Source organism: Suttonella indologenes, assembly GCF_900460215.1.
Taxonomy (GTDB): domain Bacteria; phylum Pseudomonadota; class Gammaproteobacteria; order Cardiobacteriales; family Cardiobacteriaceae; genus Suttonella; species Suttonella indologenes.
The window spans coordinates 147,766-160,414 of the sequence record NZ_UHIA01000003.1; the positions used below are offsets into that span (position 1 = coordinate 147,766).

The window sequence follows — 12,649 nt, forward strand, 5'->3', positions numbered from 1 at the left end:
TTAGAAAATGACCGTAATTTTATCTTTTTTATCATTTAGCGACAATCCGTCCGCCATAATTTTAGCGCCTAAGCTACTAAAATTAAGAATTAATCAGCCTCTCATTTCTCCCCATACACCGCCCAAGCCTTGAGTACCGCCTGCGCCCAATTGCTGTGCGTGCTGACTTCCTGCATAGTGGCATCGGCATTAAATACCGCCCTTTGACTGGAGAGAATCTGCTCGGCGAGGTATTTATCGCCGGCAGAGACGCGGTAATGCCGCTCAATCAGGGGAATTTGTTCGGGGTGAATGGCGGTTTTGCCGATTAAGCCGTAGCGCAAATCTTCCTGTACTTCCTGCGCCAGCAATGCCTGTTCTTCCAAAAATTCAAATACGGGCGCAGTCAAATAAAAGCCGTAGGGCTTGAAGATACCGACCAAACGCGCAATCAATACGCCCAATGCGCCTTGATAAATCGTGGCATCGCGCGAGCGGCGCATGTGCAGCAGGCTCAATAAATCATTGCCGCCGATGCGCAGACATAAAATCCTTGCGAACCATTCGGGATGCAATAATTGGCGGCGCAAATCCAGCATCGCGCTTTCAAGGAAGGTATCGCCGGTTTCCAAAGTCGGCATCAGGGCAAAATCATAAGACAGCAGCGGCGCATACTCATGCAGATTATGCGGACTTATTTTCGGCAGAACAAAGCCGCTGATTTTCTCAATACCGCGCAATTGCAAGATTTCCTGCATCACTTGCGGATTGCGCAGGCGGATAAAATGCAGCCGTCGGTCTTGCGCCGGCAAGGTATCTAATAATAATTGCAATTGCGCAAAAGCTTGCGGCAAATCATTGGGATGCAGGGCATCTTCGGTGCAATAAATCAAGCTGCGCACAAAGCCGAGCCTGTCGCCGCGCGCAATCGCCGGCAATTGCTCGTGAATGGCAGGCACATATAAAGAAGCGCCTAGTTGATAAGGATTAATCATGATTTCTTTTCTGAATAAGGGCGGTGGCTAAATAAGGCAGTCGGGGGCGAATCTCAATCGTCACCTGCTTTTCCGCCGCCAATTGCCGCAAATGTTGCACGGCGGGCAAATCGGCATCGCGCAGCAGCAGTCTTTGCGGCTGACGACGCAACAAGACGCGTGTGGCTTCGCCGATGCCGGGCTTGATTAAATTCACATTACCGATGGCAAATTCCGCCTGCATGGCGGCAATGAAATCGCGGTTCTGCTGCGCTCTTTCCGCGGTCGGCAAAGGCTGTGCCGGCGGCAAATCGCCCTGCGGCACGTGATTGAGCAAATCCCGAATAAAACGCTGCGACACATCATGCGCCGCCCATTCTTTAAAAAACACGCAGCCGTGAAAATCCGTCGCGCCAATCTGTTCATTCAAAATCGAACGACTGACCAAACCGCTCACGCAAGCATTTAAAATCGCCGAAGGAATCAAATAATCCTCGCTGCCGGCGGCAAAAGGCGTTACGCCCGCCAAATCGCTCAAAACATACAAATCGCTGCTCAAATTCACATCTTCGCGCCGATTAACATCCGCCACCGCCTTGCACAATTCGCGATGAATCACGCCCTTGCCCGTCCAGCCGTCGATAAACACAATCTGCTCGGACGCAAAACCCTGCTGCAAAATATAGCGCAACGCATTGGCATCAATCCCGCGATCACGAATAATCGAGACGGAAAAATGCGGCACCTGTCTGCCGTAATGCCAGCTTAATATCGCCTGCAAAGCCACGCCCACCGGCGTCCCCGCCCGTGCCAAAGAAACCAAAACCGGCGCCTGCCGCTCTCGGGCAATCAAAGCCGCCAATTGTCGGCAATCCTGCGCCATCTGCGGCAAATGCTGCGCGCAGGCGCGTTCGAACAAAGCCCAATACGCCGGCGAAGGCAAAGCCTCGGGCGAAAGCATCTCGCTATAATGCTTCGCCCCCGTTTGAATCAAACGCTCTTTTTCTTTCACGTCCTCCATCAATTGCATCTCGATCGGCTTGAGCAAAAACTGCACCTGATGCGGCAAATAACTGCCATGAAAGGCTTTCATCATTCATTCTCCTTAATGTTTGCGGCATTTGCGATTATCTGCCAAGCCCAATGCCAATCAATCCGCTCTTGTTCAAGACGCAGATGCTGGGCATAACGATTGTTTTTTAAGGTCTCATACAATGACTGCTCAGTCGGCATCAGCCCTTCAAATCCATCCGCGCTATGCGGTTTGTCTTCCCTACCCCATAAACTTTGATGCGCCAGCATAGTCGCTTCGTCCATTAAAATCGATTGCAAATGCGGCACATAAGTGCGTGCGCGGTGCAAAATCGCAAAACCGTGCGTATCGATATCGCCCCAATAATACACATACGCCTGTTTGAGCCAAACGATTTCCGCCAAGACATCTACCGCATAGCCCAAACCCATCATCACGACCGTCTGCCGCATATCCGTAAATGCCAAACCGGTTTGCACATTCTCCACGATAAAGACTCGCCGCGGCGCAATCGCCAATGCGGCAATTTCTGCCACCGGTGCCGAAATATCGCTTAAACCGCCGCACAGCCTGCGTAAATCCGCATCTAAAATACGCATACGCAAACGTGTCGGCGGGGCGAGCAAGCCCGTACAGGCATAGAAATCTTTTTCGTTCAAACCGCCGCGGATAGCCGACAAACAATCTACAATCAATCCCTTGCGACTTTCTAACCATTTGCTGTCCATGCCTGCAATCGGCAATTGGCGCGGATAAAGCGAAGCAGCCTCATGCTCAATCAGCCAAAGCAGCAAATGCTGCAAACGTAAAAAATCCTCATCACTATAGGAACTGAGCTTTTCAATATGTTTCGCTGCCACGCCGGCCAGCTGCCGCCATTGATTCACCAAGGATTGATAGCGCTTTCTCATGCTTTGCCAAGCCTCTGCCCGACCTATGGCGGCGGCAAGCGCTTCCGCTTGTGTGAATAGCAATTTTTCGGGCAATCTTTGCACGGACAAATGTTTCCATTGTTTTTGACTGTACCGCAACTCACCGCCGCCCTGCCATTTCTGCCAAGCTTGCAGCCAAGCGAGAAAACGCTGCATATCCTGCTGAGCCTTCTGCTCGCTCGGCAAGCCCAGCGATACGGAACATTCGCCAAATCCCTGCTGCAGCCATTGTCGATAATTCGCATCAAAGCGGCGGCGCAATATGTTCAGCACATCGTCTGGAAATTTCATTGCGCCGCATCCGCCGGCACATTCAGCCGCTGATGCGATTCGTCATAATCAATCAGCAAGACGGAAGAATATTTGCGTTCGGAAATATCGACAAAGCAAGCCCCGCCGATAAAGGGTTCCAACGTCATCACCGATTTCAAAGGCGTTGCCACAATCATCTGAAAGCCAAAATTAATGAAAATATTCATTGCCAAGGCGGTAAATTCATTATCCGCCTTATCAAAAGCCTCATCGAGCACCACAGGAGCATACATCGGCAAACCGTGATCATGCCCGCCTAATTGATAACGCAAAGCTGCCGCCAAACAGGTAGCCGCCAATTTTTGCCGCTGACCGCCCGATTTTGCCGCACCGCTGCGATGCGTTTCCAACACCTTTCCTGCCTCATCATACTCAAGCCCGATAAATTCCACATGCAGGCGCACATCCAACATCAACTCGCGCCAACGCTTCGCCTCTGCTTCCGTGCCGGATAAGCGCTGCACGATTTTCTGCAAAATTAAAAACCGCGCCTCCGCCTCTTCGCGCGATTCCTGCACAAAAGCATGGCTTAATGCCTGCTGAATATCTTTTCTAAATTCCTTCACTTCGGGCAAATAGCGGTCTTTTACCTCAATTTTCAAAAAACTTTTTTCTCCGCCCTGCTGATTAAAAGGCACCTGCCCCAGACTCTCATTCACCAGCTCCATACGATGCAGAATATCCTTGCGCGCCTGCATTAAATAGCTGGACAAGGCGGCAAGATTCTGCTGACTCTGACTCTGCAGCAAATCAAAAAACCGCTGCTCATATTCCGGCAGACCGTCACTTTCCAAACGATTTAATTTATTGAAATAATCGCCGGCGCTCGCCAAGCTCGCATCCACATCGCCGGCTTCCGCCTGCCAACGCCGCTTAAATTCCGCAAAACATTCTTCAATAAAACGCTCATGACTATGAATCTGCTTAGTCTGCCCTTTGATGTCCTCGCTTAATTGCCGCTCAACCGCCAAAGTTACCTCAGACAAATTCTCTTGCGTCAGCTCTTTGGCAATCGATTGAAACCGCTCGGCAAGCGCCTCTTTTTCACGCGGGAGCAATGTAGCCAGTGCCTGAGTCTGTAAATGCTCTAATTGCTTTTGATATTTAGCCAAATCCTGTTCAATCTGCAAATAAGCCAACCGCGCTTGCTCCCAAACCTCTTTGACCTTCTGATAGCGGCTGTGCTGCTGCTCAATCTCCGCTTCTAACGTCTGCAAATGCTGTGCATCTTGCCGCAGACGATCAATCTGCCGATTTAAGGCATCAATATGTTTTACCGCACTCGATACATCGACATCCTGCCAATTTAGCAGCATCAGACGATGACAATAACCCATGCGCTCTTCCTGCTGCTTTTTCTTTTTCTGCAGACCATCAATCGTTTGCTCAAGCGCTTCGATTTCCGCCTCAAGCTGATGCAATTGCTGCTGGTACAAAGCCAATTTCTCGCGATTATCAAAACCCAAGACCCATTGACGGCGCTCATTTAGCGCATGACGGTCATCTTTTTCATGACGCATCTGATTATGTTTAATCTGCCCTTCTTGGGTAAGCGCACGTTCGACTTGGCGCAATGCCGCCAAATTCTCAACGCAGACATAATCGAAACGCTGCCGCAACTGCTGCTCCAGCCAATAACGATGCGGATGCTCTTTAATCTGTAATTTATGCAATACCGAATCCGTCGAGCGCAAAGAAGAAGGGCTTTTATCGACTCCGCTTAAGCGATAAAACACCAATCGCTGCCCTAATTGCCGCTCATTCACATATTTATTGACACCGGCATACTGCGCTTCATCTACCAACAAAGACAAAGCAAAACCGCGCAGCAAACGCTCGATTGCCCCACGCCAAGCAGCTTCTTGCGCTTTCACCTCCAAAAGCTCGCCGACAAAAGGAAACTGACTTTCATGCACATTCAAAGCCTCGGCCATCTCTCGGCGCAAAGTCAGCAGAGTTCTTGGAATATTGGAAGGCTGGCGCAGCATCTCCAGAATATCCGCCTGCAAAGAATCCCGCTCTTGCAAGGCTTGATTCAGCGCCTGCTTAAGCGCGATATAGCGCTCGTTTTCCGAATCATAACGAGCATTCCAGTCTTCTTTTTCTTGCTGTGCCGATACACTGAGCTGGGCAAATTCCTCTACCGTATTAGGAAAATGCCAATCCAAAGCCAGACAAATCTTCTGCAATTCCGCCGATTGCTGCACCCGTTTATCCCGTTTGTCTTCCCAATCCCTGCACGCCTGCTCCAAATGCCTCAGCTCGCTGCCGCCTGCCGCCAAATGCTGCAATCTGAGATTTTCCAGCAATACTTCCTGATGATTTTTCTCCTGCTCCGCCTGCTGCTGCACATGCTGCTGATGATGCTGCCGCTTCATCAAACGCTCAATCGCTTTGCCCAACAATTGCCGACGACAATGATTGCTATAAATATCAATTCCTTGCTTTAATTGCTCATGATAGCTGCGCAAAGATTGCAGATGAACATATTCCTGATGCGCCTGAGCTGCGGGACGCAATACCGCAATCTGCTCACGCGCATCCACCACCGCCCGATATGCCGCATTCAACTCGGCGAATTCATTGACCAAACGCTGCGCCACCGCAAATGTTTGCGGTTTATCCAGCATAAAATCGCGCAAAAACACATTTAAATCGCCTAAATTCTTCGCCGACTGCGTTTTATGCAGCAAGCGCAAAGCCATCTCGCTCTCTATGCCCAATAAATGGCGAAACCTTTCTGCGTAAGCGCTGAACTCTTCGCGGATAAAAGCCTGCGAAAAAGTTTGCTTAAGTTTGCGGAGATCAAAATTACTCTCTGCAAAACTCTGCAAAGCCCGCAAATCAAAATCGCCCTCGCTAATCAAATACACGCGCCGCACATCGGTATTGCTATTGCTATTGCCGCGCAGCCAAAAAATCTGCACCAAGACCACCACGCGTCCCGAAGGATTTTCATAACGCAAAGCCAAAGCGCTCCAAGTCGTTCCTGTGCGCAAATAACGCGTGGCAATTTCCCCCGAATCATCGTCTTTTTGCTCCGACCATGCTCCGCGCACATAGCTCAACACATTCCGATCATGACCGCTGCGCGCCATTTCACGCGCGGCAGCATTAAAATCCAGCCAACGCGGCGGCACAAGCAAAGCCGAAATGGCATCTAATAAAGTGGATTTTCCAGCCCCGGAACGCCCGACAAATAAAAAACCTTTCTCGCTTATCGGAATATGATGCAGGCCATGAAAAGTGCCCCAATGATAGACCTGCAAAGCGCGCATTCTAAATTGCTCGGTCTCAAACAAAGACAAATTATAATCCGCACTACTCATCCGCATCCTCCTGCGCCTCAAACACCGGCGCTTGATGTGCGGCAATGTGCCGATATTGCCGCGTCAACTCTTGAACCTCTTCCGCCGAAAAGAGCAATTTCAACACCGGCGAAATTTCAAAACGCCCTTCGCTATTGCGAATTTTTTGCAAAATATTCGGTTTTTTCATTTTCTCTATCGCTGCCTGTATGCGTCTGAGAAACAAAGCCCGATCCGTATTGCCGCTGCGCTCAAAAGCCATGAAATATTCCACAATCTCATTTTCGGATACCACCGCCCGTCGCCCCTGCGCCTGCGCTTGAATCAATTGCTGACGCAAAAACAAAAGCAAGACGGAAGCCTCGAAATTCAAAGGCAGACTTTTCAACATTCGCGGCGCCTCCAACTCTTGCGTATCCGCCTGACGTACAAAAGCAATTTGTGATGACGTATCAATAATCAACTCTAAAAATAAAGCCGATAAATAACGGCGGATATTCTCTTCATCTTGCAGCAATGCCTGCCATAATCTGCCATGATAACGCGCATCCAATGCCGGCCCCTGCAACAACTGAATTAAAGCGCGGCGGCTTTCCAAACACAAATCTCCCGTATCACCGACATATAGCGGCTCAATTGCCTGCTCTTCAGAATCCATGCTTATCTCTCACAAAAAACAATTTATCAATCCTTGCCCTGCGCAACAGACCATCTTGCCCCTGCCATTGCACCATTTCCGTCTCCTGCGTCTTAATTCCATCACGACTGGCCAAAGACAATAAGCCGAGCACACTACCCAAACCTTGAGTTGCCGGAAAATCCTCCAAAACCTGCGCAACCGATGCCTGCGAATGCTTAAGCAACACCTGACGCACATTCTCCTGCAAACGGCGATAATCAATCTCAGATTGCGCCAGCAAATTGCCGACTGCCGCCAAATCCACCGTCGCCGCTTCCGCCTCCTGCATCGCCGCAGGATCAGCCTGCTGACTGGGATCATATAAGCGCCATTGGGAAAGAGAATGCACCGCACTGCTGCTTAAATGCAAGTGATAATTCAACTGCTGCCTAGCGCGCGCCTTATCTTTTACCGCCAAAGCCGCCAACTGCGCCTCACGCAAAAGCGTATTCAAGCGGCGAAACTCCAAATATTCACGACTTTGCACAAAATGACGCAAACTACCGGCAAAATTACTCAACACATCATGCACCACGCCGCCCTGTTCTAATAAGACCTTCGTCAAATTCAATAAAAATTGTCGCTCACGGCTCGTTAACTCGCGTACGAAATGGCGCGACATAATCTCCTCAAGCGCCGATTCCAAAGTACTGGACTGCTCCTGATCAATCAGCAAACGCCAAAACGCTGCGAAAGTCTTGCCCGCCTCGCTCTCGCTAATCACATCCATGCCCGCAAACAAAGCCTCTAAGACTTCGCCGCGATTCGCCTCTTCTAAAATCTTTTCACGCAAATCGCGATTGAGCTGCTCAAACTCATCGCGCACACGGCGAAAATCACCTAACAATTCATCAGCCAAACTAATAATCTCGCGACAACGCTCAACAGCGCGATCCTTGGGCATCACCCGCAACTGCCCTTGCTCAATCGCGGCAATTTCCTGATCAATCCGCGCCCGTTCCTTCAGCAAACGATCAATACGGCGGAATTTATCCTTATCCGTATCCTGCGCCAAATCCTGCAATTGCGAAATCACTACCGACAAACGGCTTTCCGTTGCCCTTGCATGCGGTTGCAGCAAACCCATCACAAAACGGATCGCGTTTATTCCGGCACCGGATAATTCATACACCTCTTCCGCCGCACCTTCGGGAAAAGAACGTAATAAATACCCCTCCGCCAGCCAAGCACTTAAATACGACTGAGCCGTTTGCGGCAAATCCTCCCCCTGCGCACGCAGCAAAGCCAAATCTCGATCAAAACGCTCCAGCAAAACCGAAGCCGGCAAACTGCGCTCATTATCGTATAAATACGTCTGCAATAAAGCGATAATCACAGGCGCATGATGCGCCGCCAATAAACGCCACACCGCCTGCGTGCGCAAACGCTGATAATGAGCAAGGGTTTTCGCCGCCTTCATAGCATCTCCGAAAATATATTCACCATCTAAAAACAGACAAGCGCCGTGCGCCGCATAAAGCCGGCGGCAACACGCTTTACATCATTATAAGCCAAGGCTACAATCAGGTGATACCATCTCAATTTCAAGGAGAAAACATGCGCCGTTTACCCGTTTATTTATTGGTCGATACCTCAGGTTCCATGCATGGCGAGGCGATTGAAGCCGTGCGCAACGGACTACAAGTCTTGGTCTCCGCCCTGCGCCAAGACCCCTATGCGCTGGAAACCGCCTATTTATCCGTTATCGCCTTTAACAGCGAAGCGCGCCAACTCACACCGCTTACCGAACTGATGAGCTTTCAGGTGCCGGATATTCAAGCCGGCGGCACTACCGCGCTCGGCGGCGCATTAAGCCTGTTGGCGGATTGCATCGAACGCGAAGTCGTCAAAGGCAATGCCGAAACCAAAGGCGACTGGAAACCCGTCATCTTTCTGCTCTCGGACGGCTCGCCGACCGATAATCTGCAAAGCGGCATCGAGGCTTTGAAACGCATCAAAACCGGTACTTTCGTCGCCTGCGCGGCAGGTTCTGCGGCAGACAGCAACACCTTAAAGCAAATTACCGAAACCGTTGTATCCCTCGACACCGCCGACGCCACTTCCATCAAGAGCTTCTTCAAATGGGTCTCCTCCTCAATCTCCGTCTCCAGCCAAAAAATCGAGCTGGGCAAAGAGCCGAACGGCTTAGACGAACTGCCGCCTCCGCCGCCGGAATTGAATGTGGTTTTATAATATCGGCGCAAAATGAAAATCTGCCCTGAATTTTGCAGCAAAGAATCTGCAATCCCCTTTTGCAGCGCTGAGTCAGCGCAGAATTTTTTGGGAAAAGCCTGCCATGTTTGAGCGAACAGAAGCGAGCGAGTTTGGCAGGCGCCAAAAAATTCAAGTTGGCGAAGGCAGTTCGCAAAGCGAAGCGCTGCAATGGGGTCGCTTTTCTTTGGTTACTTTCTTTGGCGACACAAAGAAAGTAACGCCCAGCGCAGCGTCAAAAGAAACTTAAATAACAAACAAAGTTCGTATTCCATAAAACATCCATTTAAATTTCAATCACTTAGAATATATTTATACTATGTCCAGACGATTACTCACTTATATCTGCATCGACACCTCTGGCTCGATGCGCGGCGAGCCGATTGAGGCAGTCAATAACGGTTTGGCGGCGCTGATGGCGGCGCTCAGACAAAATCCCTACGCGCTGGAAAGCGTGCATTTAAGCGTGATTACCTTTGACAGCCACATCAAAGAAGTGCTGCCCATGACCGCTTTGGAACAAGTCGTCATGCCCGAAATCGTCTGCCCCGAAAGCGGCGCGACTTTTTTAGGCGCCGTGCTTGAACACGTCATTGCCGCCGTGCAGCGCGACCGCATCGTCGGCACCGCCGAGCAAAAAGGCGATTGGCGCCCCATCCTGATTGTACTGACCGACGGCAAGCCCACGGATTTGCTGGTCTATAGCGAAGCCCTTGCGCCGCTGAAAGCGCTCGGCTTCGGCAATATCGTTGCCTGCGCAGCAGGCCCGAAAGCCGATGCCAGCTATTTAAAACAATTGAGCGACACCGTGGTTTCCCTTGATACCATGGATGCCGCCTCATTCGGCAAATTCTTCCAATGGGTATCCGCCGCCATCTCGGGCAGCAGCGTCAGCGTGGGCAATCCCAATGCCGATAATCATCTGCCGCCGCCACCGCCGGAAATCAATATCGTGCTGTAATCACCTATCGGAGAACCCCCTATGCAAACCCTAGTCGCCGGCGCAAACGCCAATTTATCCGCCTCTTCTCTGCTCATCCGCATAGACAGCGGCGCCAATATCGATGTCGCCGCCTACCGCCTTGCCGCCACGCAAAAAGTACGCGGCGACGGTGATATGATTTTCTACGGACAAACACAATCCGATGACGGCAGCGTCCGTTTTTCGGGCAATGAACGCCGCGGCGAATTCAGCCTCGATTTAGCTGCGCAACCTGCCGCCATCGAGCGCATCGCCATTGCCTTTTCTGCCGACCTGCCCGTCTCACAACTAGGCAGCGTATCGCTGACAGTATTAGAAAACGGCAGCCCCACTTTGCAATGCCCTGTGGAATTAAGCCACAGAACGGAAAAAGCCCTGATTTTGGGCGAATGCTACCGCCGCAACGGACAATGGAAATTCCGCTTTGTCGCGCAAGGCTTTAACGGCGGACTCAAGCCCCTATCCGAACATTTCGGCGTGGAAATCAGCGATGATGCCCCTGCGCCCAATCCGCCGCCCGTCCCCAGCTCGACGACTAATCCGCGCCTCAATTTGCAAAAAATCACTTTAGATAAGGCGAAATCTTCTTTAACGCTGGAGAAAAAAGCCGATTTCGGAAAAATCCGCATCAATCTGAATTGGCAACGCGGCGGCGCGAAAGCACAAAGCAGCGGTTTTCTCAAATCGCTTTTAGGCGGCAGTCAAGGCATTGATTTGGATTTGGGCGCTTTTGTGCGGCTGAAAAACGGACAGCAAGACTGCGTGCAGGCTTTGGGCGGCAATTTCGGCAGTTTGAGTCAGGCGCCTTTTGTGCATTTGCGCGGCGATGACCGCACGGGCGATGTGGCAGAGGGCGAATGGTTGGACGTAAACGGCGCACAATGGCAGCAGATAGATGAAGTGCTGATTTATGCCTTTATCTATCAGGGCATCCCGAATTGGGACGCGACCGACGGCGTCGTAACCCTATATGTGCAAGGGCAGGAAATCGAAACCCGCCTGACCGACGGCAATGCACGCCACCCGATGTGCGGCATTGCGCGCTTGGTCAATCAAGGCGGCGCGATTCACGTCGAGCGGATTAACCGCTATTTCAGCGGACACAAAGAACTCGACCAAGCCTTCGGCTGGGGCTTCCGCTGGCAGGCGGGCAGGAAATAATTATCGGATTAGCCGCAGGAGAAGGAATGACATGCGTCGTTTACCTATTTTTTTAGTGATTGATGTTTCGGAAAGCATGATCGGCACGCCGCTGCGCGCCATGCAGGAAGGCATTTCCCGTTTAATCAGCGAATTACGCACAGACCCGCATGCCTTGGAAACCGTGCATCTATCCGTGATTGCTTTTGCCGGAGTGGCGAAAACCTTGGCGCCCTTGGTGGAATTATTCGCTTTCTATCCGCCGCGTTTGCCGATTGGCGCCGGCACTTCAATCGGCGCGGCGCTCAATCATTTGATGGATGAGATTGACCGCCAAGTGCAGCGCAGCAGCAAAGAACAGAAAGGCGATTGGAAGCCGGTGGTATATTTCCTGTCGGACGGACGCGCGACCGACAATCCGAGCGCCGCCATTGCGCGTTGGCAGCAGCATTATCAGCAGCGGGCGACCCTAATCAGCATCGGCATCGGGCAATATGCGGATTTGAGCGTCCTGCAAAGCATCAGCAGCCACAGTCTGCGCCTTGAAAACAGCGATGAAAAAAGCCTGAAAAGTTTTATCGACTGGATTACCCAATCCATTTCCAGCCAAAGTCGCAGCTTAGGCATAGACGCGCCCCTGTCTTTGCATAAAAAGGACGAGAGTTTTGCCCTGTCTTTGGTCAAAGAATTGGAAGAAGCCGCTGCGCTTGATGAGAACTATGTGATTATCAGCGGCTTATGCAGCAAATCCAAATTGCCTTATTTGATGAAATACGAGCGCATGCCCGATATTGCCGACATTCCCTTTTTCAAAAACCAATCGCCGCAAGTCTATCGCTACACCGGCGTATTTCCTGTGGAAGCCGATTACGCCGAGTGGTCGGATACGCGCCTCAACGCCAACACCATTGCCGCCTCGCATTTGGAAGGCGGCGGCGGTTGTCCGCATTGCGGCGCGGCTTATGCTTTAGCGACTTGCAGCTGCGGACAGATACTGTGCGTAGAGGGCGACGGCGAAGTCGTCTGCCCCGGCTGTCAGCAAACCATTTACATGGGCAGCGCCGAAGGCGATTTCGACATTGCCCGCTCGCGAGGTTAA

General features: G+C 51.2%; 11 protein-coding genes. 5 read left to right on the top strand and 6 right to left on the bottom strand.

The window, feature by feature from the left end:
* Positions 1-101: 101 nt before the first annotated feature.
* Genes DYC63_RS01140 through DYC63_RS01165 form a run of 6 tightly spaced genes read right to left on the bottom strand, consistent with a single transcriptional unit; the run spans position 102 to position 8,637 of the window.
* Entirely contained in the window at positions 102-974 is an 873-nt protein-coding gene (locus DYC63_RS01140) for an HpcH/HpaI aldolase/citrate lyase family protein (protein ID WP_115217553.1), read from the bottom strand.
* Positions 967-2,049 (bottom strand): cysteine protease StiP family protein, encoded by a 1,083-nt coding sequence (locus DYC63_RS01145; RefSeq protein WP_115217554.1) that lies wholly within the window; start codon positions 2,047-2,049, stop codon positions 967-969. Before DYC63_RS01145 ends, DYC63_RS01140 begins: the two co-directional genes overlap by 8 nt.
* Positions 2,046-3,209, bottom strand: coding sequence for a Wadjet anti-phage system protein JetD domain-containing protein (locus DYC63_RS01150; protein WP_115217555.1), 1,164 nt, complete (start codon positions 3,207-3,209; stop codon positions 2,046-2,048). Before DYC63_RS01150 ends, DYC63_RS01145 begins: the two co-directional genes overlap by 4 nt.
* Positions 3,206-6,559 carry an ATP-binding protein gene (locus tag DYC63_RS01155; protein ID WP_115217556.1) on the bottom strand — a complete coding sequence of 1,118 codons (3,354 nt, stop codon included), beginning with the start codon at positions 6,557-6,559 and terminating at the stop codon, positions 3,206-3,208. The genes DYC63_RS01150 and DYC63_RS01155 overlap by 4 nt, the downstream gene beginning before the upstream one ends.
* Positions 6,552-7,196: a DUF4194 domain-containing protein gene (locus DYC63_RS01160; RefSeq protein WP_115217557.1), complete on the bottom strand. Its 645-nt coding sequence runs from the start codon at positions 7,194-7,196 to the stop codon at positions 6,552-6,554. The genes DYC63_RS01155 and DYC63_RS01160 overlap by 8 nt, the downstream gene beginning before the upstream one ends.
* Positions 7,186-8,637, bottom strand: a complete 1,452-nt coding sequence (locus DYC63_RS01165) for a DUF3375 domain-containing protein (RefSeq protein ID WP_115217558.1) — start codon at positions 8,635-8,637, stop codon at positions 7,186-7,188. Before DYC63_RS01165 ends, DYC63_RS01160 begins: the two co-directional genes overlap by 11 nt.
* Before the next feature lie 137 nt (positions 8,638-8,774).
* On the opposite strand from DYC63_RS01165, the gene DYC63_RS01170 reads away from it, so the two are divergent.
* The 5 genes from DYC63_RS01170 to DYC63_RS01185 all read left to right on the top strand — a co-directional run bounded on the left by DYC63_RS01170 (position 8,775) and on the right by DYC63_RS01185 (position 12,649).
* Positions 8,775-9,410, top strand: coding sequence for a vWA domain-containing protein (locus DYC63_RS01170; RefSeq protein ID WP_115217559.1), 636 nt, complete (start codon positions 8,775-8,777; stop codon positions 9,408-9,410).
* A 103-nt stretch (positions 9,411-9,513) separates the two neighbouring features.
* Positions 9,514-9,678, top strand: coding sequence for a hypothetical protein (locus tag DYC63_RS12490; protein ID WP_172459355.1), 165 nt, complete (start codon positions 9,514-9,516; stop codon positions 9,676-9,678).
* Between the two features lie 69 nt (positions 9,679-9,747).
* On the top strand, positions 9,748-10,389 hold the full coding sequence (locus tag DYC63_RS01175) for a vWA domain-containing protein (protein ID WP_115217560.1): 642 nt from the start codon (positions 9,748-9,750) through the stop codon (positions 10,387-10,389).
* Between the two features lie 21 nt (positions 10,390-10,410).
* The gene (locus tag DYC63_RS01180; protein ID WP_115217561.1) at positions 10,411-11,571 is read left to right on the top strand and encodes a TerD family protein; all 1,161 of its coding nucleotides are present in this window, start codon (positions 10,411-10,413) and stop codon (positions 11,569-11,571) included.
* Between the two features lie 31 nt (positions 11,572-11,602).
* Complete coding sequence (locus DYC63_RS01185; RefSeq protein ID WP_115217562.1) at positions 11,603-12,649, top strand: TerY-C metal binding domain-containing protein; 1,047 nt, start codon at positions 11,603-11,605, stop codon at positions 12,647-12,649.